At 58.4% G+C, this 24,456-nt stretch carries 17 protein-coding genes and 2 pseudogenes; 8 read left to right on the top strand and 11 right to left on the bottom strand.

The window, feature by feature from the left end; translation table 11 throughout:
• Window positions 1-107: 107 nt before the first annotated feature.
• From DPA2511_RS08810 to DPA2511_RS21390, 4 genes and pseudogenes are all read right to left on the bottom strand, one after another.
• Window positions 108-2,180, bottom strand: a complete 2,073-nt coding sequence (locus DPA2511_RS08810; protein ID WP_012765322.1) for a carbon starvation CstA family protein — start codon at window positions 2,178-2,180, stop codon at window positions 108-110.
• Window positions 2,181-2,735: 555 nt separating this feature from the next.
• Entirely contained in the window at window positions 2,736-3,653 is a 918-nt protein-coding gene (locus tag DPA2511_RS08815) for an aldo/keto reductase (protein ID WP_012765323.1), read from the bottom strand.
• Between the two features lie 129 nt (window positions 3,654-3,782).
• Window positions 3,783-5,713 (bottom strand): annotated as a pseudogene (locus DPA2511_RS21385) (exoribonuclease II).
• A 152-nt stretch (window positions 5,714-5,865) separates the two neighbouring features.
• Window positions 5,866-8,174: pseudogene (locus DPA2511_RS21390) on the bottom strand (FdhF/YdeP family oxidoreductase).
• 200 nt (window positions 8,175-8,374) lie between these two features.
• Here DPA2511_RS21390 and DPA2511_RS08830 point away from each other — a divergent pair.
• On the top strand, window positions 8,375-9,271 hold the full coding sequence (locus DPA2511_RS08830; RefSeq protein ID WP_012765326.1) for a LysR family transcriptional regulator: 897 nt from the start codon (window positions 8,375-8,377) through the stop codon (window positions 9,269-9,271).
• A 64-nt stretch (window positions 9,272-9,335) separates the two neighbouring features.
• On the opposite strand, the gene fabI is transcribed toward DPA2511_RS08830, so the two are convergent.
• From fabI to sapA, 6 genes are all read right to left on the bottom strand, one after another.
• Window positions 9,336-10,127, bottom strand: a complete 792-nt coding sequence (fabI, locus tag DPA2511_RS08835; protein ID WP_012765327.1) for an enoyl-ACP reductase FabI — start codon at window positions 10,125-10,127, stop codon at window positions 9,336-9,338.
• Window positions 10,128-10,369: 242 nt separating this feature from the next.
• The gene (gene sapF / locus DPA2511_RS08840) at window positions 10,370-11,185 is read right to left on the bottom strand and encodes a putrescine export ABC transporter ATP-binding protein SapF (protein ID WP_012765328.1); all 816 of its coding nucleotides are present in this window, start codon (window positions 11,183-11,185) and stop codon (window positions 10,370-10,372) included.
• Entirely contained in the window at window positions 11,185-12,177 is a 993-nt protein-coding gene (gene sapD / locus DPA2511_RS08845; RefSeq protein ID WP_012765329.1) for a putrescine export ABC transporter ATP-binding protein SapD, read from the bottom strand. The genes sapF and sapD overlap by 1 nt, the downstream gene beginning before the upstream one ends.
• 15 nt (window positions 12,178-12,192) lie before the next feature.
• Window positions 12,193-13,083 carry a putrescine export ABC transporter permease SapC gene (gene sapC, locus DPA2511_RS08850; RefSeq protein ID WP_012765330.1) on the bottom strand — a complete coding sequence of 297 codons (891 nt, stop codon included), beginning with the start codon at window positions 13,081-13,083 and terminating at the stop codon, window positions 12,193-12,195.
• A complete protein-coding gene (gene sapB / locus DPA2511_RS08855) occupies window positions 13,070-14,035 on the bottom strand; it encodes a putrescine export ABC transporter permease SapB (RefSeq protein ID WP_012765331.1) in 966 nt (321 codons plus the stop codon). Before sapB ends, sapC begins: the two co-directional genes overlap by 14 nt.
• A complete protein-coding gene (gene sapA, locus DPA2511_RS08860; protein ID WP_023638265.1) occupies window positions 14,032-15,732 on the bottom strand; it encodes an ABC transporter substrate-binding protein SapA in 1,701 nt (566 codons plus the stop codon). Before sapA ends, sapB begins: the two co-directional genes overlap by 4 nt.
• 351 nt (window positions 15,733-16,083) lie before the next feature.
• Between sapA and DPA2511_RS08865 the strand changes: the two genes are divergently transcribed.
• Together DPA2511_RS08865 and zigA are read left to right on the top strand one after the other, a co-directional pair.
• On the top strand, window positions 16,084-17,637 hold the full coding sequence (locus DPA2511_RS08865; RefSeq protein ID WP_012765333.1) for a methyl-accepting chemotaxis protein: 1,554 nt from the start codon (window positions 16,084-16,086) through the stop codon (window positions 17,635-17,637).
• Between the two features lie 226 nt (window positions 17,638-17,863).
• Entirely contained in the window at window positions 17,864-19,054 is a 1,191-nt protein-coding gene (gene zigA, locus DPA2511_RS08870) for a zinc metallochaperone GTPase ZigA (RefSeq protein WP_012765334.1), read from the top strand.
• A 67-nt stretch (window positions 19,055-19,121) separates the two neighbouring features.
• Here the strand turns inward: zigA and pspF are convergent, their stop codons facing one another.
• The gene (pspF, locus tag DPA2511_RS08875) at window positions 19,122-20,117 is read right to left on the bottom strand and encodes a phage shock protein operon transcriptional activator (RefSeq protein ID WP_012765335.1); all 996 of its coding nucleotides are present in this window, start codon (window positions 20,115-20,117) and stop codon (window positions 19,122-19,124) included.
• A 214-nt stretch (window positions 20,118-20,331) separates the two neighbouring features.
• On the opposite strand from pspF, the gene pspA reads away from it, so the two are divergent.
• The 5 genes from pspA (at window position 20,332) to DPA2511_RS08900 (ending at window position 24,343) form a co-directional block, all read left to right on the top strand.
• Window positions 20,332-20,997 carry a phage shock protein PspA gene (gene pspA, locus DPA2511_RS08880; RefSeq protein WP_012765336.1) on the top strand — a complete coding sequence of 222 codons (666 nt, stop codon included), beginning with the start codon at window positions 20,332-20,334 and terminating at the stop codon, window positions 20,995-20,997.
• Between the two features lie 63 nt (window positions 20,998-21,060).
• Entirely contained in the window at window positions 21,061-21,291 is a 231-nt protein-coding gene (gene pspB / locus DPA2511_RS08885; RefSeq protein ID WP_012765337.1) for an envelope stress response membrane protein PspB, read from the top strand.
• Window positions 21,291-21,644 carry an envelope stress response membrane protein PspC gene (gene pspC / locus DPA2511_RS08890; RefSeq protein ID WP_012765338.1) on the top strand — a complete coding sequence of 118 codons (354 nt, stop codon included), beginning with the start codon at window positions 21,291-21,293 and terminating at the stop codon, window positions 21,642-21,644. Before pspB ends, pspC begins: the two co-directional genes overlap by 1 nt.
• Before the next feature lie 234 nt (window positions 21,645-21,878).
• Entirely contained in the window at window positions 21,879-23,288 is a 1,410-nt protein-coding gene (locus DPA2511_RS08895) for a YcjX family GTP-binding protein (protein WP_012765339.1), read from the top strand.
• Window positions 23,285-24,343 (top strand): TIGR01620 family protein, encoded by a 1,059-nt coding sequence (locus DPA2511_RS08900; RefSeq protein ID WP_012765340.1) that lies wholly within the window; start codon window positions 23,285-23,287, stop codon window positions 24,341-24,343. Before DPA2511_RS08895 ends, DPA2511_RS08900 begins: the two co-directional genes overlap by 4 nt.
• Window positions 24,344-24,456 lie beyond the last annotated feature (113 nt).

Raw genomic sequence — 24,456 nt, forward strand, 5'->3', positions numbered from 1 at the left:
AAACGTCCGGTCAGGGTTGCTGGTACCCAGAACGACATTAACGCCGCCTTTGATCAAGGCGGCTTTTTACGCACAGTAAATCCTCCCCGGGGATATACCGGAATGATTTACTGCCCATGATGCACACCGCCTTCACGCCAGATGGCGTCGGCTTCATGCGCCGTCGGTTTGGCGCTTTGCAACGCCCGACGAATGACAAAAAAGGCGGCAATCAGCATGGTGACGGCTACCAACATGAAGAATCCGCACAGCATGGCGTTGATCTGGTTGCTGAATACGATGGTTTCCATATCCGCCATATTTTTGGCCGGCGCAATCAGCGTTCCGGAATCAATACCCTGAGAGAAACGGCGCGCCTGCGCCAGAAAACCGATGCTCGGCTTTTCATGGAAAATCTTTTGCCAGCCGGCCGTCATGGAGGTGATGAACAACCAGGCGGTGGGTAACAACGTCACCCAGGCGTAGCGCTGCTTTTTCATCTTGAACAACACCACGGTGCCGAGAATCAGCGCCATTGACGCCAGCATCTGGTTGCCGATGCCGAACAGCGGCCACAGCGTGTTGATGCCGCCGAGCGGGTCGATCACGCCCTGATAGACAAAGAAACCCCAACCGGCCACCGCCACCGTGGTGCCGGCCAGATTCCCCAGCCAGGAATGGCTGTGGCCCATGTTGGGCACCACCAGGCCGGCCAGATCCTGCACCATAAATCGGCAGGCGCGGGTACCGGCGTCGACCGCGGTGAGAATAAACAGCGCTTCGAACAGAATGGCGAAGTGATACCAAAACGCCATCATCGCCCGGCTGTTGAAGATATCGGTGATGATATGCGCCATGCCGACCGCAAAGGTGGGGGCGCCGCCGGCGCGGGACAAAATGGTCGCCTCACCTACCTCTTTGGCGATCAGGGTCAGATCGTCGGGGGTAATGGTAAAGCCCCAGCCGTTAATCACTTGCGCTGCGTTGTCCACCGTCGAACCGATTAACGCCGTCGGCGCGTTCATGGCGAAGTAGACGCCGGGCTCGATCACCGAGGCGCAAATCAGCGCCATAATGGCGACAAAAGACTCCATCAGCATGGCGCCGTACCCGATAAAGCGGATATGGCTTTCGCGCTCCACCAGTTTGGGGGTGGTGCCGCTGGAGACCAGCGCATGGAAACCGGAAATGGCGCCGCAGGCGATGGTGATAAACAGGAACGGGAACAGGCTGCCGGAGAAGACCGGGCCGCTGCCGTCAATAAACCGGGAAACGGACGGCATCTTCAGTTCCGGCATGGCGAACACGATGCCGATCGCCAGCCCGACGATCACGCCGATTTTCAGAAAAGTCGAGAGATAGTCGCGCGGCGCCAGCAACAGCCAGACCGGTAGCACCGAAGCGACAAAACCATAGATGACCAGCACCCAGGTCAGCGTGGTGCCTTTCAGGGTAAAGAACGGGCCCCAGAACGGATGAGCGGCGATATCCTCGCCGTAAATGATAGCCAGCATCATCAGCACGAAGCCGATCAGCGAAACCTCGGCGATCTTGCCCGGGCGCAGGAGGCGCATATAAACGCCCATGAACAGGGCGATCGGAATGGTGGCGGCGATGGTGAACATCCCCCACGGGCTGTTGGTCAGCGCTTTGACCACGACCAACGCCAGCGCGGAGAGAATAATCACCATAACCCCCAATGCGCCGAGCATAGTGACTACGCCGGCGAACGGCCCCAGTTCCTGCCGCGCCATTTCTCCCAGCGAGCGGCCATCGCGCCGGGTGGAGATGAACAGCACCAGAAAATCCTGCACTGCGCCGGCCAGCATCACCCCAATCAGGATCCATAGCGTACCGGGCAGAAACCCCATCTGGGCCGCCAGAATCGGGCCGACCAGCGGCCCGGCGCCGGCGATGGCGGCGAAGTGGTGGCCGAACAGTACCAACTTGTTGGTGGGAACGTAGTCGAGGCCGTCGTTGCGTCGCTCTGCGGGCGTCAAGCGCCTGTCGTCGAGCTCGAAAATACGGGTGGCGATGAACAGGCTGTAGAAACGGTAGGCGATGCTGTAGCAGGCGACCGCCGCGATAACCAGCCAGACGGCGTTGACGTGCTCGCCCTGGCTTAGCGCCAGCATGGCGAACGCTATCGCGCCGGCGATAGCCACCCCGACCCAGATTACCCGGTTTTTGATGGTATTCATTGTGCAGACTCCTGAATGTCCTGATGAACCCCGTGTCCAGGCTGTGTCGTCACACTGACGGGCTAACGTCCCTGCCGGCCGTGGGCGGTATGAGCCATTGTCATACCGGCACAGGCATGCCGCCGCCTGCCGTGCGACCCACAGTCTGATTGCGTTCGCCGCCGTATCCGGCCGAACGTGTTTCTGGTTATTTATGTCGACATTATGCGTGCTAACACTGCATGAACTGGCAATCCTGCTTTAAAGAACGGTGCTTTAAAGCCCCCTGTCTTAAAGAACGGTGCCTTAAAGAACCTTGCCTTAAAAAAACTGCCTTAAAAAAACTGCCTTAAAAAAACTGCCTTAAAAAAACATAGTGCAGCTGCATGAGGTGATAACCGGAAGGCAACAAAAATGTGAGCAGGAATCTATTTCTGAGGTGAAAAATATTTCATCAATCAAAACAGCGGAGTTTTAAACGCCCCGTCATGATGCGCACCGCCAGCCGGCCAGACAGTCGAACAAAGCATCATGATGAAACCGCCACGGGGTTCGGCACCGTGGCGTGATAGCGCATCAGGGCAGCGTGTTACCTGCCGCCCGGTAGATTTCATACCACTCTTCGCGCGCAAGGCGCAGTTCGGAGGCGGCGGCCATCGCGGCGATCCGTCCAGGGTTCATACTGCCGACCACCACCTGCATGCTGGCCGGATGGCGCAAGATCCAGGCAACGGCGATGGCGGCAGTCGAAACGTCGTAGCGTTCGGCGATGCGTTCTAGCGTGTCGTTCAACAGAGGAAAGCGAGGGTTATCCAGGAATACGCCGTCAAAAAAGCCGTACTGGAACGGCGACCAGGCCTGAATGGTCATGTTATTCAACCGGCTGTACTCCAGCACGGCGCCATCATGATCTATCGACGCGGCGTTGGTCATGTTGACGTTCAGTCCGGCGTCGATCATCGGCGTATGCATGATACTGAGCTGCAACTGGTTAGCGATCAACGGCTGTCGCACCGCCGTTTTCAGCAGCGCGATCTGCAAAGGGTGCTGATTGCTGACGCCGAAATGGCGTACCTTGCCGCTGGTTTCCAGTTCATCAAACGCTTGCGCCACCTCATCCGGCTCGACCAACGCATCCGGACGATGCAGCAGCAGCGTATCCAGATAATCGGTATTGAGCCGTTTCAGGCTGCCTTCCACCGAACGGATGATGTGCTGCCTGGAAAAATCGAAATATCCCTGACGAATCCCGCATTTACTCTGAATCAGCAGCCGGTCGCGCGCAATGCCAGCCTGGTGTACGGCTGCGGCGAAAACTTCTTCGGAGCGACCCGCGCCATAAATATCGGCGTGATCAAAGAAATCAATGCCGGCATCCAGCGCGGTGTGCAACAGGGTGACGGCTTCATCCGTCGATTTGTTGGCCAGACGCATGCAGCCCAGTGCAATGTTCGATGCCGCCAGGGCGCTGTTGCCCAGGGGGATTTTCTTCATGAGGCTCTCTCCTGACGAGGTTGGCGCGTGAATTGATGGGGGTCGACAGCGTGACGACATCCCGGTCGCAAAGCAGGATAAAAAAACGCCACCAGAAATCTGATGGCGTTGGCAAGAATCGGAAAAGAATCAGGCCGCCGGTTTGGCGATGATACTGCGGGTTTCGATACGTACTTCAGTCAGCACCACTTGCAGTGTATCGCTCTGGCGGTAGACGGGCTCGCCTTTCACCGTCACGATGCCGGTGTCTTGGCTGCACACCAGCTCATCCCGTACTGCGTGGACAAAGGAGGCGGGAATGAACGCCACAGCGCCGTTCTCCAGCAAACGCACGCGCAGGCCGCCGCGGTTGACGTCGATGATTTCCGCGCTAAAGCGGGCATCGGTGCCGGCTTTGTCCTTCAGGAAACGGGCGTATAACCAGTCGCCGACATCGCGTTCCGCCATACGGTTCAGGCGGCGACGCTCGGCCAGTTGTACGGTGATGTCATCCTGCGGTTTTTCAGCCCCGGCGCCGGTGATGATGGCTTTCAGCAACCGGTGGTTGATCATGTCGCCGTATTTACGGATCGGCGAGGTCCAGGTGGCGTAGGCCTCCAGCCCCAGCCCGAAATGCGGCCCCGGTGTGGTGCTCACTTCCGCAAATGTCTGGAAGCGGCGAATTCGGCTGTCAAGGAACTGGGTCGGCATGGCGTCCAGCTCACGGCGTAGGGTGCAAAAACCGTCCAGCGTCAACAACTGCTCGGCGGTGGCTTGAACGCCGTTGCTTTCCAGCACGGCGACCGCCTGGTCGATAGTGGCCGGCTCGAAACCGTTATGAACGTTATAAATGCCGAAACCGAGGCGGTCGCGCAGCACCTGCGCCGCACACAGGTTGGCGGCGATCATCGCCTCTTCCACGATGCGGTTGGCGATGCGGCGTTGTTCCACCACGATATCCAACACTTCGCCATGCTCGCCCAGCAGGAAACGGTAATCGGGACGATCGCGGAACACCAGCGCGTGTTTGGCGCGCCATTCGCCGCGGGCCAGACAGATGCGGTGCAGCAGACGGATCTGGTTGGCGATGGCGTCGTTCTCCGGCTGCCAGCCGCCCTGTTGCTCCAGCCAGTCGGACACCTCGTCGTACACCAGCTTGGCGCGGGACTGAATCCAGGCAGCGAAGAAACGGATATCGCTCATGGCGCCGTCTGCGGCGAGCGTGACGCGGCAGGCCAATACCGGGCGGCGTTCGTTCGGGCGCAGTGAACAGATGTCGTCGGACAGATGGCGCGGCAGCATCGGAATGTTGAAGCCGGGCAGGTAGTTGGTGAAGGCGCGTTGGCGGGCGATATTGTCCAGCTCGCTGCCGACCGGCACGTAGGCGGTCGGATCGGCGATGGCCACAATCAGCTGCCATGTGCCGTCGCCGTTGTCCTGCACGTACAGCGCATCGTCCATGTCTTCGGTACTGGCGCTGTCGATGGTGACAAAATCCAGCCCGGTCAGATCTTCACGCACCAGATCGCCGTCGTTCAGATCGGCGGCGTCGGCTTGCGGCGCGGTACGTTCCAGATTGTGACGTGACAGTGTCACCCACCACGGTACCAGCGGATCGTCGCCGGTGGTGATGTACTGCGTCAATTCAGCGTAAAAGCCGCGATCCCCTTTCAGCGGATGGCGACGCATCTCGGCGACAGCCCAATCGCCCTCCTTGAAGTCCTGTTCCAGCTCGCGGGCCGGACGGCAGGGAATGGCGTCTTTCAGCAGCGGATGGTCGGGAATGATGGACAGACGATCGTCTTTTTTCTGCACCCGGCCGACAAAACGGCTCAGGAAAGGCTCGACCAGTGATTCCGGTTCGGCGATTTCACGTTCTTTTTCCGTGTGGAGCGTGGCGATAATCCGGTCGCCGTGCATGACTTTTTCATGTGCGGCGGCGGGATGAAATAGCTCTTTTGCGCGTCGGCTTCAAGAAAACCAAACCCTTTGTCGGTGGCCTTGACGGTGCCTTCTACTCGCGGCGTTTGAGAGTGGAGTTGCTGTTTTAGCTGAGCAAGCAGCGGATTGTCTTGAAACATAGCATCCAGAATGGGGTTGTTAGTGGCTTTAGCGGCAGACATTTTTACGCGATTCGGCCGTTGGCGGCAAGCGTTGATAGGAAGACGTAATCAAGATCCAGGCCGGCAGGGGCATACGGCATACAACCCGCGCCCCGAAGGGCGCGGGTCGGTCAGGCGATACGCAACTGATCCGCTTGCGCTGCGCTGGGCGTGATACGCACTGGAATGGACTTCGACGTCGGTGTGAAGGTGTCGTCGCCGTAGCTGGAGAGTGGAACCAGCGGGTTGGTTTCCGGGTAGTAAGCCGCCAGATTGCCGCGCGGGATCGCGTAACCGACCAGCCGGAATCCGCTGACCTGACGGAAAACGCCGTCGTGCCACAGGGTTTCGATATCCACCCGATCGCCATCTTGCAGGCCGAGGCCGGCGATATCGTCCGGGTGCATGAACAGTACGTCGCGTTGGCCGTAGACGCCGCGGTAGCGGTCATCGAGCCCGTAAATCGTGGTGTTGTACTGATCGTGCGAGCGTAGCGTCTGTAGCGTAAAGGGCGCCGGGGCATCCCCGTGCGGCACGACGCTAACCGGCAAGGCTGCTGCACCGAAACGCGCTTTGCCGGTGGCGGTATTGAACCGGTACTCCGCCGCCGCATTGCCGAGCCAGAAACCACCCGGAGCGGTAATGCGTTGATTGAAATCGGCAAAGCCCGGCAGCGTGGCGGCGATATCATCGCGAATCAGGTTGTAGTCGGCCGCTCGCGCCAGCCAATCGACCCGCTCGCTGCCCAACACCGCGTGCGCGATGCCGGCGACGATCGCCGTTTCCGATCGCTGTTCCGGCGACAACGGCTGACCGACGCCCTCCGAGGCATGCACCATGCTGAACGAGTCTTCGACGGTGATGAATTGTGACCCGGCGGCCTGCTCATCTCGGTCGGTACGGCCCAGCGTCGGCAGGATCAGCGCATCTTTACGCCCGGTAATCAGGTGGCTGCGGTTGAGTTTGGTACTGATATGTACGGTCAGATCGCAGCGAATCAGAGCTTCGGCGGTACGCTCCGTATCCGGCGCGGCGGCGGCCAGATTGCCGCCCAGCGTAATCAGAACGCTGACCTCATCCCGCAGCATGGCTTCCAGCGCCTGCACCGTATTGTGACCGTGACGGCGCGGCGGCGTGAAACCGAAATGGGCCGCCAGACGATCGAGCAGGGCATCGGACGGCTTCTCGTCAATCCCCATGGTGCGGTTGCCCTGAACGTTGCTGTGGCCGCGCACCGGGCAAAGCCCGGCCCCCGGTTTACCCAACTGGCCGAACAGCAGTTGCAGATTGACGATTTCCCTCACTGTGGCGACCGAGTGCTTATGCTGAGTAACGCCCATCGCCCAGGTACAGATCACCCGTTGGGCGCGCTGGTATATTCCCGCCACATGGCGCAGTTGCTCCTCGCTGATGCCGGATTGTCGTTCGATGTGCGCCCAGTCGGTGGCGTCCACCGCCGCCAGATAGGCGGTTATGCCGTCGGTATGAGCGTCGATGAACGGCTGGTCGAACAGGCCGGGCTGGCCCGCATTCAGGCGCTGGCGTGGGTTTCCAGCAACGCTTTGACGATACCGCGTACCGCCGCCATATCGCCGCCGAGATTGGGTTGCAGGTAGGTTTCGCTGATGGCGCCGGAGCGCGGCGTCAAGAGTTCCAGTGGATTCTGCGGGTTGGCGAAACGCTCCAGCCCGCGCTCGCGCAGGGTGTTGAACGCCACGATATGCGCGCCGCGATCGGCGGCGTGACGCAGGCTATGCAGCATGCGCGGATGGTTGGTGCCGGGGTTTTGGCCGAAGACGAAAATGGCGTCGGCCTGTTCGAAATCCTGTAGCCGTACCGTGCCTTTACCCACGCCGATGCTTTGTTTCAGGCCGGTGCCGCTGGCTTCGTGGCACATGTTGGAACAATCGGGGAAGTTGTTGGTGCCGAGTATCCGCCCGAACAGTTGATACAGGAAGGACGCTTCATTGCTGGCGCGACCGGAGGTATACAGCTCCAGCCGATCCGGGTGCTCCATGGCGTGAATATGGCGAGCGATCACGGCAAAGGCGTCATCCCAACTGATCGGCAGATAGCGATCGCTGGCGGCGTCGTAACGCAGCGGATGGGTCAGCCGCCCTTGATACTCCAGAAAATAGTCGCTCTGGCGACGCAGGGCGCTCAGGGTATGCGCGGCGAAAAAATCCGGCCCGGCGGCTTTGCGCGTCGCTTCCCAACTTACGGCTTTGGCGCCGTTTTCACAGAAGCTGAAGGTGCTGTGGCTGTCGTCGCCCCAGGCGCATCCAGGGCAGTCGAACCCCCGGCTTTTATTGACCCGCAGCAAATTACGGATATTTTTCAGCGCTTGCTTGCTGTCGAGCACAAAACGGGTGGTGGCTTCCAATGAGCCCCAGCCGCCGGCTGCGCTGCGGTATGGCTTGATGGCGGATTTGAATTTCATGGTCTGTTTCGCAGGTGATTTATGTTTAATGGATGTAAAAAAAACTTTAAATATTTGCGCGCTAAGCAAAGTCTAGAAGTCCGCTGGCGCAACGTCTAATCAAAGAGGGTAATGACGGAATAGAGCGGGCTTATCGTGAAAGCGTTACACTGCCCGCCATCGTGCGGCGGAGCGTTCAAACATCATGGATATCAAACATCATGGATATCAAACAACTGCAGTACCTGTGCAATCTGGAAAAAGAGCGTCATTTCGGCCGGGCGGCGGAGGCCAGCTTCGTCAGCCAGCCCACGCTGTCGATGCGGTTAAAAAATCTGGAACATGAGCTGGGGCTGGCATTGATCCGGCGCGGCAACAATTTTGAAGGGTTTACGGCCGAAGGCGAACGGGTGCTGGCGTGGGCGCGGGAGATGATATCTGTCTACCAGGGGTTGAAGCTGGAAGTGGCGTCATTACAGCACGGCACCAGCGGCCTGCTGCGGGTTGGCGTGGTGCCGCAGAGTAGCCTGGCACTGCCGGAACTGCTAAAGGCGGTGAGCGACGAATACCCGCAGATGGACTATCAGGTATCGCTGTTCAGCGCCGATCAACTGCTGGACGCGCTGAATGCCCACAGTGTGGATGTCGGTATTGGTTTCTTCGAGCTGACAACGTTACAGGAGCTACGCTTTCAGTCGACGCCGCTGACCGGCGGCGGGGTGTCGCTGCTGTATCACCCGCAACATTTCCCGACGCTAGCGGGCGAAGGCGCCGTGACGCTGCCGGAACTGGCCGGGGTTCCGCTGTGCCTGGCCGAGCCGAGCCGTTATTTTCGCCGCTATCTGGATAGCCAGTTTCGGCGTGCAGGCGTGGCGCCCCGGGTTCGGGTGGAGAGCGCGTCGGTATTGCAACTGCTGCAGAGCGTATTTGCCGGACTGGGGTGCGGCATTGTGCCGGACGGCAGTCTGATACCCGGTATGACGCCGGCGCTGTCGCAGCGGCCATTAACGTTGCCGGCGATGTCGCGACAGGGTGCGGTGGCGATCGCGCAGCACGGACGCGCCACTATACTGGCGGAACGTTTTTTTGAGGTTGCCAGACATTGGCTTAAGGGGTGAGACGCAGGAGATGACAGCGGAGGGGGAAACGCAGACGAGCCAGGCGACTCGTCTGCCGACGAGATTACTCGCCCAGTTCCAGCTCGTTCATCGCGGCGATGTTGAAACCGCCGTCAACGTGCAGGATTTCACCGGAAATGCCGCCCGCCAGGTTAGAACTCAAAAACGCGACCGCATTACCCACATCTTCAATGGTGACAACACGACGGATGGGGGTCACTGCTTCACAATGTGACAGCATTTTCTTGAAGTTCTTGATGCCGGAAGCCGCCAGAGTACGGATCGGGCCGGCGGAAACCGCGTTGACGCGAATACCGTCGCGGCCCATGGCGTTGGCCATATAACGCACGTTGGCTTCCAGAGAGGCTTTGGCCAGGCCCATAACGTTGTAGTTAGGAATGGCGCGTTCAGCACCCAGATAAGACAGCGTAACCAGCGCCGAGTTGGGATTCAGCAACTTACGCGCGGCTTTGGCCATGGCGACGAAGCTGTAGGAGCTGATGTCGTGAGCGACGGCGAAGCCTTCGCGAGTCACTGCATCAACATAATCGCCATCCAACTGATCGCCCGGCGCGTAAGCAATGGAGTGAATGAAACCGTCAAAATTCGGCCATACCTTGACCAGTTCAGCGAACAGCGCGTCGATGCTGGCATCTTCCGCAACATCACACGGCAGAACGATGCTGGAATCAAATTCTTTGGCAAACTCTTCAACACGCGACTTCAGTTTGTCGTTCTGATAAGTAAACGCCAGTTCGGCGCCTTCGCGATGCATTGCTTGTGCGATGCCGTATGCAATGGAGCGGTTGCTGGCGACGCCCGTTACCAGAATGCGCTTACCGTTAAGAAAACCCATGGCAGTATCCTTGTGATCATTGTTGCTGTGGTCATCATCAGAAAAATAACCCGTTATTGATGACCGACGTGAATAAACGCGGCGATTCTACCATGTATGGTACAAAAAGGTGTACTCCGAGCAGTCCGCGCCGCGTTGCGGCTGCAGGAATTACCTGATATTTCAAATGGATTATCACTGGACGGAGGAATGATTTCCGCGCTGTCGGGGTAAATCCGGGCCCTGACGCAGGGCCCGGCGGTTCAGGAGAGGCCGCCGTCGCGCCGCCAGGCATCTGCGCTTAGCGCTTCGCCGAAGTGGCTGGCGATGAGGCGTTTAGTCAGGTCGTGGAGCGGGGAGGCGAGGACGTCGGCGGTGCTGCCGCGCTCGACGACCTCGCCGGCCTGCATGACCAGAATCTGATCGCTGATATGCTTCATCATGCCCAGATGCTGGGTCACATAGATGTAGGCGATCCCCTGTTTCTCCTGCAATTCCAGCATCAGGTTGATGATCTGGGAACGCATGGACATATCCAGCGACGCCAGCGCTTCGTCGGCGATGATCACCTTGGGCCGTAGGATCAGCGCCCGCGCCAGCCCGACGCGCTGGAGCTGGCCCGGCGCCAGCGCGTGCGGGTAGTAGACGGCGTGATCCGGCCGCAATCCTACCTGACGCAGCGCCAGATAGATGGCTTTTTCCCGTTCTTGCGGCGTCATTTTGGTATTCAGTCGCAGCGGCAGTTCAAGCAGTTGGCCGATGCGCTGACGCGGATTCAGTGCATTGGCGCTATCCTGAAAAATCATACGGATACGCTGGCTGCGGTAGTGATAATCGCCGTAATGCAGCGGTTGATCGTCGATCAACAGTTCACCGGACGTCGGCGGGATCACCCCGGCCAACATTTTGGCCAGCGTCGATTTGCCGGAGCCGTTCTCGCCGATGATAGCCAGCGTCTGCCGTTCGCGTAGGGTAAACGTTACCGATTTCACCGCTTCCACATGCTGGCGCCGGAACCAGCCGGTGCGATAGCGGAAGGTTTTGGTGAGATTACGGACTTCCAGCAGCGTTTCAACCATCAGGATTCCTCCGTGTTAAGCGGGAAGTGGCAGGCGTACCAATGGTTTTTCACCGGAATGAGTGGCGGCGTATCCATACATTTTTTCTGTGAATAAGGGCAGCGCGGCCCGAGACGGCACCCCACCGGCAAGTGTTCCAGCGAAGGGATAGCGCCCGGCAGCGCGTTCAGACGGCTTTTATGCGGCAGCGAGCGGCCAAAATCCGGCATGGCGCGAATCAACGCCTGGGTATAAGGATGATGCGGCGCGCCGATCAGCTCTTCGCTGGTCGCGCTTTCCACCGTTTGACCGCAATACAGCACGTTGATGCGATCCGCCCACTGGCTCATGGTTTGCAGGTCGTGGCTGATCAGCAAAATAGTGGTGTTGTTATTCTGGTTGAGCCGCGAGAGCAGACGGAAAATCTGCGCCTGGGTGGTGGCTTCCATGGCATTGGTCGGTTCGTCGGCGATCAATAGCCGAGGTTGATTGGCCAGCGCGATGGCAATCATGACTTTCTGGCACTCGCCGTCGGTCAGCTCATAAGGGTAGCTGCGCATAATATCCCGGTGATCCTTGATCCCGACGCGATGCAGCAGCTCGATCGCCCGGCGCTTGCGCCAGTTGATGCGCTGCCACCAACGGCCTTTGTAAGTCCAGCCGGGAATCGACTGCATTAACTGACGCCCGATACGCGCCGACGGATCGAGACAGGATTGCGGCTCCTGAAAAATCATCGACATATTGTGCCCGACCAGTTTGCGTCGTTCACGCGGCGAAAGTTTCAGCAGATCCACGTCGTCAAAGCGAAAGCGGTCGGCGCTGATGCGCCAGTTTTCTTTGGTGATGCCGCAGATAGCCTTGGCGATCAGGCTTTTACCTGAGCCCGATTCCCCCACCAGACCGCGTATCTCGCCTTCGCTCAGGCTGATGCTGACGCGATCCACCGCCTTGACCGAACCTTCTGCGGTAAGGAATTCGATGGTCAGATTACGAATTTCCAGTAAAGGCATAGCTATTTTTCACCACTATTGGGTTTGGGCGAGCAGGGCGCGGCGAATGCCGTCTCCCAGCAGGTTGACTATCAATACGCTAAGCGTAATGGCCGCACCGGGCAGCATGACGATCCAGGGCGCGGCGTAAACCAGCTCCAGCGAGTTACCTAACAGCGTGCCCCATTCGGTGGTGGGCAACTGAGCCCCCAGATTGAGGAAGCCCAGCGCGGCGATATCCAGAATAGCCACCGACAGCGCCCGAGTGCACTCGGACGCCAGCAACGGCAGGATATTCGGCAACACGGCATACCAGATGATATAGCGCGTAGGGGCGCCATCCAGCCGGGCGGCGATCACATACTCTTTTTCCAGCTCGTCGTGGGCGGCGGTATAGATCGTGCGCACCATGCGCGGCAGCAGCGCCAGCCATACCGCCAGCATGGCGTGGAGAAGTTGTGGGCCGATAAAGGCGATCACCACCATCGCCAGCAGCAACGACGGCACGGAGAGCAAGGTATCGAAAATATGGTTGAGTATGGCAGAGCGCAGGCCGTGGGTGACGCCGGCAATCAGGCCGATAATGGCGCCGACCAGCGTAGCGCTGATGGCGACCAGCAGGGCGGAACCGACGGTGGAGGCCGTGCCGCTCAACAGACGACTCAACAGATCGCGCCCCAGATCGTCGGTACCGAGAAAGAAGGACACTTCGCCGTAACGCGACCAGGAAGGGGGTAACAACTGGTAGCCCAGAAATTGCTGGTCTACCGCGTAGGGCGCCAACGTGCTGCCGAACAGGCACAGCGCCATCAGCAGCAGAAACCCGTAGAAACCCAGTAAGGCGATCCGATCCTGATAAAACACACGCCAGGTATCACGCCAGCGGCTGGGTAAATCTTTTTCGCCGTAGATATTATCGGAGTGCATACCATTCCTTATGTTTCAGCGCATTCGCCATCGCGCCCCAGATATCGGACAGCACATTGACGGTAATCACCAGCGCGCCCACCACCATGACGCCCGCGGACATGGCGGCGAAATCCTGCTGGCGGGTGGCGTTAACCAACCAGCGGCCGATGCCGGGCCAACTGAACACCACTTCGGTAATCATCGCCAGCGTCAGCATGGTGGAAAACTGCAGCCCCAACTGTGGAATGATCGGCGGCAGCGCATTGTGCAGCAAGTGACGGCGGATGACGGTCATGCGCGACAAACCGCGGGTAATCGCCACCTTAATGTAGTTTTTGGTGCCGATTTCGATGGTGCTGGTACGCATCAGACGAATGACTTCGGTCATGGGGCCGACGGACAATACCAGCACCGGCAGAATCAGGTGACGCAAGGCGCTCAGTAGCATCTCGTCACGATAGGGCGACGGGGAGAGCCAGGCATCGATCAACGCAAACCCGGTGACGGTCTGCACTTCGTACAGTAAATCAAAGCGCCCGGAAACCGGCAGCCAGCCGAGATAGAGCGAGAAGAACAGGGTCAACAGCAGCGCCAGCCAGAAGACCGGCAGTGAAAAGCCCAGCAGGGACAGGCCGCTGATCAGCCGATCTTGCGGTTTTTTGTACATGACGCCCGCGATGATGCCGAGCGGGATACCGACGATCATCGATACGGCGAACGCCAGAATACAGAGCTCCAGCGTGGCGGGCAGCACTTCACGTAATTGCTCGCGGATCGGCTGGCCGTTGATGGCGGAAATGCCGAAGTTACCCTGCAACAAGCTGGTGAAGTAGAAGCGATAAGCATCCGTCAGGGAGGCGCCGCTGAGCGGCGCATGCGGCGTGTAATATATCAGGCTGAAACCGATCAGCGACAGCAGAAACAGCGTCACCACCAGCAGTAGCAGACGACGAAGGGTGAAGATAATCACGGTTGTTCTCCTGCAGACGTTTTTTCCGCCGACGGTTCCATCTGCCGGGCGCCTGGGTTTTCCTGGTGGTCATCATCTCGATATACCCCCGCGAACGAGGCGTTACCGAACGGGCTCAGCACCAATCCTCTCATGTCGTAACGGTAGGCCTGCATGCGCAAAGAGGACGCCAGCGGCAGTACCGGCAGTTGTTCAGACAGGATATGGTTCGCGCTTTTATAGTGTTCTATGCGGCGCGACAGTTGCTGTGAAGAGAGCGCGTCCTGCAAGACTTGATCGAAACCGGGATCGCACCAGTGGGCGTAGTTGGTTTGCGAACGGATGGCCGCACAGCTAAGCAACGGCCGGAACACGCTGTCCGGGTCGTTGCTGTCGGTGGCCCAGCCAGCCAGCGTCAGGTCGTGGTTCATCTCCATCAGTCGGGCTTCCTGAAAACGGCCCTCCACCGGAACGACGGTGACGTTGATGCCCACCTGCGCCAGATCCGCCTGGATCAGTTCGGCGGTTTTGACCGGGCTGGGGTTGTAAGATTGTGAACCGCTCGGCACCCACAGTTGCAGCTGCAGGTTATGGATACCCAACGCTTTCAACTGCTGGCGCGCTTTTTCCGGGTTGTATTCGGTCACGCGCGCTTCATTGTCGAACGCCCACGACGCGCGCGGCAGGATCGACGATGCGGTTTCCGCCGTACCGTAGTAAATCGACTGCATCAGGCGAACGTTATTGATAGCCAGCGCGATGGCGTGGCGTACTCGGGAATCGTCCAGCGGCGGTTTTCGAACGTTGAACGCCAGATAGGCGACGTTCATCCCCGGACGCAGCGACAGGCGCAGACGCGGATCGTTACGCAGGATGGAAAGCTGGCTGGCCGCGGGGTAAGCCAGCACATCGCATTCGCCGGTCAATAATTTGGAAAGACGGCCGGTTCCGCCGGAGCCGAGGTCGATGACCACCTGCTCCATTCGGGGTTGGCCGCGCCAATAATCATCGTTGCGCTTAAGCCGGACATACTGGCCGTAACGGTATTCATCAAGGCGATACGGGCCAGTGCCCACCGGTTGACGATCGATCTGCTCCCGACGGTCAATCTGCGTCAGCTGGTGGGCGTATTCCGCAGAGAGTATCGGGGCGTAGTGGGTGGCCAGGTGCCATAAAAACGAAGCGTCCGGGCTGTTCAGCCGGATTTCGACGCTGTAGTCCCCGAGTTTACGGATGCTTTGCACGCTGTCGGCTAACTGCAGGCTGTCAAAATAGGGATATTCGCCGCCGTTGATGTCGTGGAACGGGTGTTTTTTATCCAGCATGCGCTGAAAGCTGAACAGCACGTCGTCCGCATTCATCATCCGGGTTGGGGTGAACCACTGCGTCTGCTGGAAAGGGACATCACGCCGCAGCGTGAAACGGTAGGTTGAGCCATTGTCGGCGACCTCCCAGCGTTGCGCCAGCTCCGGCACCAGCCGGTAGGTGTAGGGATCGACGCCCAGCAGACGGTCATACATCTGTGCGGCCAGCGTGTCCACCATCAGGCCGCTGCGCGCCATTTGCGGGTTAAAGGTATTCAGCACGTCGTTGACGCAATACACGAAGCCGCTGTGGCGGATATCTTCCGGCGGCGTCGGGCCGGGTTGCGGCGTTTGCGCTAAAGCGGGTAATGTCAGCGCCATGAGCGCCAATGCGAAAAAGTGTTTTCCGGACATACGGGCATTTTCAGACAAGATGCAATTAACCAGAGTGTACAGCACTCTGCCATTCCACCCAATTTCTTGCAGTTATCTGTCGTTTTTTTCATCACCCTGATGCGATAGGCAGCAATTTACGGCCGGTATATCGCCAAATCCGCATTTTCCCCCAACGATTTATCCACCAATGCGCACTGGCGGCGGTAAAGAAGCGGCGGTGTCGTTATCGCGATAATGTATTCGTATATGACAAAAAATAAGCTCCATTTTGTCCCTTTTGGTTCGAAAACGATCATAAATGTGATATTTAATGTTTTACATTAATTTTTGTTAAGTTTCACATCAAGTTGTATCAGGGGGTGAATATCAATGACATTACGCAGGCGTATTGCACTGTTGTGCGCCGCCACGATGCTGGGTTTGATCGCATTGTCGGCGGTTGCGTTGAACACGTTGTATCAATCGATGATGAAGGAACGCACCGGGCAGTTGTCCACGTTGGTGGTGCTGGCCCAGGCGGCGGCGCAGAAATTCTACGATCTTGAAAAGGCCGGGCAGCTATCATCCGAACAGGCGCAGGCGGAAGCCCGGCGCGCTATCGGCAGTTTTCACCTCAATGATCGCTACTTCTTTGTGCGTGGTTACAGCAACGATGTGAACTATGTGCATCCCAATCCGAAACGGGTCGGCATTGTTGACGCCAACGGCGGCAAGGAGGCGGGGGTACGCTACCGCACTGCGCTGGAAGGCAACGCCATCGGCACCGTGATGGCGAAGGGCACTCGCCCCGGCGCAACACAGGAGGTTGAAAAACTGTATGCCGTGGTCAAATTCCAACCTTGGGACTGGATCATCGGGTATGGTGACTATATCGACGATATCCAGCAGGCATTTTGGCGTAACGCCATGATTTTGCTGTCGATCGGCGGTGCACTGCTGTTGGTGGTGTCGGCGCTGGCTTGGGCTATGATGCGCACGTTGTTGCGCCAGCTGGGGGGCGAGCCGCAGTACGCCGTGGATGTGGTCAGGCAGATTGCGGAGGGGAATCTGGTGGTGGATGTGAAGACCCATCCTAATGATCACCACAGTATTCTGTATGCCATCCGGTTGATGCGCGACAACCTCTCTGCGCTGGTCAGCCAGGTACGCGGCAGTACCAACTCCATCGCCACCGCGTCGACCCAGATCGCTTCCGGCAATGAGGATTTGTCATCCCGGACAGAATCTCAGGCCAGTGCCCTGGCGCAGACCGCCGCCGCAATGGAACAGCTGACGGCAACCGTACAGCAGAATGCCGATAATGCACGGCATGTCAATCAACTGGCGCACTCGGCGTCGGATGTTGCAACCCGTGGCGGGACAGTGGTGAAACGAGTCGTCGCTACGATGGATTCGATCGATGCCTCGTCACGTAAGATTGTGGATATCATCGGGGTGATCGACAGCATCGCGTTCCAGACCAATATTCTGGCGCTGAATGCCGCCGTGGAAGCTGCACGCGCCGGTGAGGCCGGGCGCGGATTCGCGGTGGTGGCAAGCGAAGTGCGAACGCTGGCGCAACGTTCTGCATCCGCAGCCAGAGAAATCAAAAACCTGATTGATGACTCGGTATCCCGGGTGGACGAAGGAACCGAGCTGGTCAAACACGCGGGCTCAACCATGGATGAGATTGTCGAAAGCGTCAAACGTGTCACCACTATGGTGGTCGAGATCAGCACCGCCAGTTCGGAGCAAGGGGCGGGGATCACTCAGGTGAATCAGGCGGTGTCTCAGATGGAACAAAGTACCGAGCAGAACGCCGCCTTGGTACAGGAGGCGCTGGCGGCGAAATCCCTGAACGATCAGGCACAGGATCTTGCCCGTACCGTCGACCGGTTCCGGGTCGATGACCGTGCGGGGTATCTGTCGGCGGTTGCCCACTAACGCGCATTCAGCCAGCTCCCGGCCGGATAGGTTTGTCCGGCCGAGACGACTTGTCGAACGTTTTCCACCGTATTTCTTCTGATGCGCGTTTTTGTACGTGATTGGGCTGTCGTGTGTCTCGCCTTAAAAATGTTATGTTATAACATATCTCATGTGTTAGCATGCCTGCCGGTTGCGATCGTGCTTCATGGTCGCAGTGCGATAATTTCTGAGCAGGAGCGGGCCTATGCCTCCTTTACCCGTCACGGTGCTGTCCGGTTTTCTGGGCGCAGGCAAAACCACCGTACTTAACCATATTCTGAACAATCGTCAGGGGCGCCGGGTGGCGGTGATCGTCAATGACATGAGCGAAGTGAATATTGACGCCGACCTGGTCAACAATGAGGTCACACTCGATCATCGCCAGGAAAAACTGGTGTCGATGAGTAATGGCTGCATCTGTTGCACCTTGCGTGAAGATTTGCTGGTTGCCGTGCGCGAACTGGCGCAAACCGGCCGTTACGACTATTTGCTGATCGAGTCCAGCGGTATATCCGAACCGCTGCCGGTGGCGGAAACGTTCACCTTTGAAGATGAAAACGGGCAGCGCCTGTCGGATTTCGCCCGGCTGGATACGCTGGTGACTGTGGTGGATGGCGTCAATTTTCTGCAGCAATATCAGGAAGCGCAGAGTTTGCAAGAGGCGGGAGAAAGCCTGGGCGAAGATGATGAGCGCAGCGTGTCCGAACTGCTTATCGAACAGATCGAATTCTGTGATGTGTTGCTGGTGAGTAAGACTGATGAAATGGACGCCGAACAGCGTAATGAGGTGATGGCGGTTCTGCATAGCTTGAACCCTGAAGCGCGCATTCTGCCGATTGCACATGGTCAGGTTGAACTGGATGAAGTGCTGAATACCGGTCGCTTTAGTTTCGACAAGGCATCGATGGCGCCGGGATGGCTGCGCGAATTACGCGGCGCGCATACCCCGGAAACGGAAAGCTATGGCATCAGCAGTTTTGTGTATCAGGCGCGTCGGCCGTTCGATCCCATGCGGTTCTACCGTTTTCTGGAACAGGCTGATTGGGGCACTGGGCGCCTGCTGCGTTCAAAAGGTTTCTTTTGGCTGGCGAGTAGGCCGTTTGATGCCGGTTCCTGGCATCAGGCGGGCGGCGTGTTGCGTTATGGTTATGCGGGGCGATTCTGGAAGTCGATTCCACGCGAACATTGGCCGCAGGATGAAGCGGCGCAGGCGGCTATCGACGAGAAATGGCAGGAGCCTTTCGGCGATATGCGCCAGGAAATTGTCTTTATCGGGCAGAATCTGGATCGGGCATGGATTGTCCGCCAATTAGATGACAGCCTGTTGACGGATGAACAGTTGCTGGCGGGTGTCGACAGTTGGCAGACGCTGGAAGATCCGTTCGAGCCCTGGTGACGCCTGCCGGGCGCTCATCAACGCCGCCGCCCCTGGCAGGCTGTGCGTAGGGGGTAGCGCGTTTCTGTTATTCATCATCACTCATGGCGTGTTTCTTCAACAGGCCGCGGTATTGATGGTAGGTCACACCCAGCAGTTCCGCCGCCTTGCGCTGGTTGAAGCGGGCTTGCTGCAACGCCTGCCGCACCAGCTGTTGTTCCTGGTCGTGCTGCCAGCTGCGTAGATCCAGTGGCAGTGCGGGCAGGGCTGTTGGCGCGGCGGCGGTTTTCGCCTCGATGGCGGGGAATGTCTGCGACTGGAACGGGTTGAGGATGATGCGATCCAGCGCCTGCTCGCTGTCGCCGTGACGGTAGACCGAGCGTTCCACTACGTTTTTCAACTCGCGAATGTTGCCGGGCCAAGGGTAGCTGAGCAAAATGTGCTCGGCATTGGGGGTAAAACCGGGAAACAGCGGCAGCCGCAATTCACGGCACATTTGGACTGCGAAATGCTGTGCGAGCAACATGATGTCTTGCTGACGCGCCCGTAGCGGCGGCAGGTGCACCACGTCAAATGCCAGCCGGTCAAGCAGATCGGCGCGGAACTTGCCAGCCGCCGCCAGCGCCGGCAGATCCTCGTTGGTGGCACAAACCAAACGCACGTCCACCTGTAGCGGTTGGCTGCCGCCCACGCGCTCCAGCACACCGTATTCGATCACCCGCAACAGTTTTTCCTGCACCAGCATCGGCGCGGTCGCCAGTTCGTCAAGAAACAGCGTACCGCCGTCCGCGCGCTCAAATCGCCCCAGATGACGCCGTTGTGCGCCGGTGAACGCGCCGGCTTCATGACCGAATAGTTCTGAATCCAGCAGATTTTCGTTCAGCGCAGCGCAGTTGAGGGAAATGAACGCGCCTTGCCAGCGAGCGGAGAGATAATGCAGGCGGCTGGCGATCAGCTCCTTGCCGGTACCGCGTTCGCCAATCACCAGAACCGGTTTGTTAAGCGGCGCCAGCTGGGAGACCTGCTCCAGTACCTCCAAAAAGCGATTGGCTTCGCCCAGCAGGGATTCATTGTCGTGAGTCATGTGGCTACCTTGTATTTTTCACTAATTGTTGGCGATTTTTACTATCATAAAATGTCGGGCGGTGAAGGCAAAAATAAAATCATTTTATATCAATGCATTATTGTTTTATGAAAATTGGCACGACATTTGATAAAGACTACATGTCATCAGGCAATGGCCGATGGAGATTACCAACCGGGCGTCGTAGACGCCGGAAATCACTGAGGAGTTGAGTATGGGTATTTTTTCCCGTTTTGCCGACATTGTGAACGCCAATATCAATGCCCTGCTGGATAAAGCGGAAGATCCGCAGAAACTGGTGCGGTTGATGATTCAGGAAATGGAAGACACGCTGGTGGAAGTGCGCTCCACGTCTGCGCGGGCGTTGGCGGAAAAGAAACAGTTGTCCCGCCGCATTGAGCAGGCCCGCGAACAGCAGAGCGAATGGCAGGAAAAGGCGGAACTGGCATTGCGTAAAGATCGTGAAGATCTGGCGCGTTCGGCGTTGATTGAAAAACAGAGGCTGGCGGAGTTGATGGCGGTGTTGGAGCAGGAGGCGACGACGACCGAAGAGACGCTGGAACGCATGAAGCGTGAAATCGGCGAGCTGGAAAACAAGCTGACTGAAACCCGTGCCCGCCAGCAGGCGCTCACGTTGCGTCATCAGGCGGCCAGTTCATCAAGAGATATTCGTCGCCAGTTGGATAGCGGTAAACTGGATGAAGCCATGGCGCGTTTCGAACAGTTCGAACGCCGTATCGACACGCTGGAAGCCGAGGCGGAGAGCGTAGGGTTAGGCAAACAGAAATCACTGGATCAACAGTTTGCCGAGCTGAAGGTGAATGACGAGATCGACGCGCAACTGGCGGCGCTTAAAGCCAAGGTCAAACCGGCGGAGTAACCGCGATAGGCTGCCGTCCAGGCGGCGGCCAGGCCGCATCATCATAATAATGAAGGAGAAAAAATGGGCGCTCTGGTACTGACAATGATCCCGCTGACGGTATTTCTGCTGTTTGTGGCGCCGCTGTGGCTATGGCTGCATTACAGCCAACGTCGTCGCGCCACGCCGCAGTGGGATCAACATGAGCGGCAGCGGCTCGTCAGATTGAAGGAAGACGCACAGCATATGCGCGAGCGTATTGAAGCGTTGGAACAGATTCTGGATGCAGAACATCCTAACTGGAGGCAATCCTGATGACCGACAACAAATTATACCTGGTGCCGGAAGAAGGTATGATCAAAGGCGTATGCGCCGGGTTGGCGCGTTATTTTGATGTGCCGGTAAAACTGGTGAGGCTGATCGCGGTACTGTCTGTTTTCTTCGGCCTGTTTGTGATTACCGCGCTGGCCTATATCATTCTTAGCTTCGTCCTGGATCCGTTGCCTAAGGACGCAGATCGCGCATCAGCGGCGACGGAAGCATCGCCTAATCAATTACTGGATGACGCTGATGCAATACTGAGCGCCAGCGAGCAACGATTACGCCAGATTGAGCGTTACATTACATCCGACACCTTTGGGGTTCGTAGCAAGTTCCGCCAGTTATAGCCGAATCGTTCGGTGAGCCGTCGACGGAGCGGGCGGGTTGTCCGCTTGCTTCCGTCATCTCCGATGCGGATGCATGTCTCATCCTGCCACCGTCGTTATTGTTTTGCGTACCGGCGATATGCACGGAACATCATCCCGCGCATTTTTTCTTTTCAGCGACAACACGCCATAATGAAGCGAGACGACGAACGGCAATGAGCCGTGGCGCGGGTAAAATAAAAAACAGGAGTATCAGTGGGTTATCCTCTCAATCGCTTACAGGGCGAACTCAACGCGCTGGTCAACCGCAGCGTCGATCGCCATGTACGGCTGGCGGTGACGGGGTTGAGCCGTAGCGGTAAAACCGCCTTTATCACTTCGCTGGTCAATCAGTTGCTCAATGTGCACAACGGCGCTCGCTTGCCATTGTTTTCCGCGGCGCGAGAACACCGGTTGCTGGGGGTGCGGCGGATTCCCCAGCGTGATTTGGGTATTCCGCGCTTTGCTTACGACGAGGCGATCTCTGCGCTGTACAGCGTTCCGCCGGCTTGGCCGTCGCCGACGCGCGGCGTGAGCGAAATCCGTTTGATGATGCGTTACCGGTCGCAGGACAGTCTGTTGCGTCACTTCCGTGATACGTCGACGCTTTATCTGGAGATCGTCGATTATCCGGGCGAATGGCTGTTGGATTTACCGCTGCTGGAACAGACCTATGCCGAATGGTCGCGCCAGATGCAGGATATGTTGCAGGGTGAGCGGCGAGTCTGGGCGCAGCCCTGGCTGACGCTTTGTCAGTCGCTCGACCCGCTGGCGCCGGCGGACGAAAACCAACTGGCGGATATCTCACAGGCCTATACCGCTTACCTGTGGCGCTGCAAGCAGGAGGGGCTGCATTTCATTCAGCCGGGGCGTTTTGTGCTGCCCGGCGATTTGGCCGATGCGCCGGTGCTGCAGTTTTTCCCCTGGCCGCAGCGGGACGAACGGCTGGACGCGCTGATGGCGCAGGCGGATGCCGGCAGTACGTTCGGTATGTTGCGGCGCCGGTTTGACCACTATTGCCAGCATGTGGTTCGGGCGTTTTACCGTCAGCATTTCGTCCGTTTCGATCGCCAAATCGTGCTGGTGGATTGCCTTCAGCCGCTGAATAGCGGGGTTCAGGCTTTCAATGATATGCGCCTGGCGCTGGCGCAACTGATGCGCAGCTTTCATTACGGTAAACGGACATTGCGCCGGCGGTTGTTTTCACCCTGTATCGATCGGCTGATGTTTGCCGCCACCAAGTCGGACCACATCACCACCGATCAGCAGGCCAATCTGGTGTCGCTATTGCAGCAACTGGTGCAGGAGGCCTGGCAAAATGCGGCATTCGAGGGGATCGACATGTCCTGCGCAGGGATTGCTTCGGTTCAGGCGACCCGCAACGGCATGGTTGAGCATCAGGGGCAGGCATTGCCGGCGTTACGCGGGCACCGACTGGCGGATGGTCAGCCCATGACCGTTTATCCCGGCGATGTGCCGCCGCGTCTGCCGGAGCCAGATTTCTGGCAAACACAGGGGTTTAACTTTGACGCCTTCAGGCCGCTGGAGATGCCGCTGGACGCACCGTTGCCGCATATCCGACTGGATTCGGCGCTGGAGTTCCTGTTGGGAGATAAATTGCGATGAACGACCTTCTAAAACCCCGTATTAACTTTGATGATGAGCCGGCGGCTGCCGTCGGGGGCAACGGGTTGCGGCCGTCGGTCGATTTCACCGATGCGCCCGGACGGGAATTCGTGCCGGTTGCTTTGGGCGATGAGAACGCTCTGGACGAGTTGGAAACCGCCGAGCAGGAGCAGGTCGTCAGTGCGGCGTTGTCGCCGAAACGCAGTCTCTGGCGACGTATGCTGGTGGCGGGGATGACGCTGTTCGGCATCAGTGCGCTGGCGCAGGGAGGGCAATCGTTGTATCACGCCTGGCTGAATCAGGACTGGATCGCGCTGGGGGGCATCGCCGCCGGTACCTTGATCGTCGGCGCCGGCGTTGGTTCGCTGGCGGTGGAGTGGCGCCGGTTGTACCGGTTGCGGCAGCGTGCGCAAACCCGTGATCAGGCGCAGGCGCTGCTCGATGGACATCGTGTCGGCAACGGGCGGGCGTTCTGTGAACAGCTGGCGCGACAGGCGGGGTTGGGGATGGGGCACCCGGCGATGCAGCGCTGGTTGGCGTCGCTGCATGAGAGCCAGAACGACCGCGAGGTGGTCGTTCTCTATGCAAAACTGGTGCAACCGGCGTTGGACGCCCGCGCCCGTCGCGAAATCAGTCATTGTGCCGCCGAAGCCGCGTTGATCGTGGCGGTGAGCCCGCTGGCGTTGGTGGATATGGCGTTTATCGCCTGGCGTAACCTGCGACTGGTGAATCGTATCGCCAGGTTGTATGGCATTGAACTGGGATATTTTAGCCGTATTCGTCTGTTCAAGCTGGTGCTGTTGAATGTGGCATTTGCCGGCGCCAGCGAGTTAGTACGGGAGATCGGCATGGACTGGATGTCACAGGATCTGACGGCCCGTCTGTCGGCGCGGGCGGCGCAGGGGTTGGGTGTCGGGTTGTTGACGGCACGGCTGGGCATTCGGGCGATGGCCCTGTGTCGGCCGTTGCCCTGGCTGGACGATAAGCCCCGCTTGGGCGACTTTCGCCGCGAACTGCTGGCGCATATTCGTGAGAAAAGCCGGGCAGGATCATAATGCCTATTCCATCCTTCCACACTGCCGGGGCGCCTGCTCCGGTTTTGCTCGCCGCCAGGTTGTACTGTGTTGATGATGGCTTCCGGGCGCGTTGGTCTAACGATGATTTCCTG

This window comes from Musicola paradisiaca NCPPB 2511, assembly GCF_000400505.1.
GTDB classification, from domain to species: Bacteria; Pseudomonadota; Gammaproteobacteria; order Enterobacterales; family Enterobacteriaceae; genus Musicola; species Musicola paradisiaca.

Bases quoted from the DNA above. Each gene is read 5' to 3' on its own strand.
- DPA2511_RS08830 (WP_012765326.1), top strand. From the start codon at position 8,375: ATGGATATCAAACAACTGCAGTACCTGTGCAATCTGGAAAAAGAGCGT.
- sapD (WP_012765329.1), bottom strand. From the start codon at position 12,177: ATGCCTTTACTGGAAATTCGTAATCTGACCATCGAATTCCTTACCGCA.
- pspA (WP_012765336.1), top strand. From the start codon at position 20,332: ATGGGTATTTTTTCCCGTTTTGCCGACATTGTGAACGCCAATATCAAT.
- DPA2511_RS08900 (WP_012765340.1), top strand. From the start codon at position 23,285: ATGAACGACCTTCTAAAACCCCGTATTAACTTTGATGATGAGCCGGCG.
- sapA (WP_023638265.1), bottom strand. From the start codon at position 15,732: ATGTCCGGAAAACACTTTTTCGCATTGGCGCTCATGGCGCTGACATTA.
- zigA (WP_012765334.1), top strand. From the start codon at position 17,864: ATGCCTCCTTTACCCGTCACGGTGCTGTCCGGTTTTCTGGGCGCAGGC.
- DPA2511_RS08810 (WP_012765322.1), bottom strand. From the start codon at position 2,180: ATGAATACCATCAAAAACCGGGTAATCTGGGTCGGGGTGGCTATCGCC.
- DPA2511_RS08815 (WP_012765323.1), bottom strand. From the start codon at position 3,653: ATGAAGAAAATCCCCCTGGGCAACAGCGCCCTGGCGGCATCGAACATT.
- sapC (WP_012765330.1), bottom strand. From the start codon at position 13,083: ATGCACTCCGATAATATCTACGGCGAAAAAGATTTACCCAGCCGCTGG.
- pspB (WP_012765337.1), top strand. From the start codon at position 21,061: ATGGGCGCTCTGGTACTGACAATGATCCCGCTGACGGTATTTCTGCTG.
- pspC (WP_012765338.1), top strand. From the start codon at position 21,291: ATGACCGACAACAAATTATACCTGGTGCCGGAAGAAGGTATGATCAAA.
- sapF (WP_012765328.1), bottom strand. From the start codon at position 11,185: ATGGTTGAAACGCTGCTGGAAGTCCGTAATCTCACCAAAACCTTCCGC.
- fabI (WP_012765327.1), bottom strand. From the start codon at position 10,127: ATGGGTTTTCTTAACGGTAAGCGCATTCTGGTAACGGGCGTCGCCAGC.
- DPA2511_RS08865 (WP_012765333.1), top strand. From the start codon at position 16,084: ATGACATTACGCAGGCGTATTGCACTGTTGTGCGCCGCCACGATGCTG.
- pspF (WP_012765335.1), bottom strand. From the start codon at position 20,117: ATGACTCACGACAATGAATCCCTGCTGGGCGAAGCCAATCGCTTTTTG.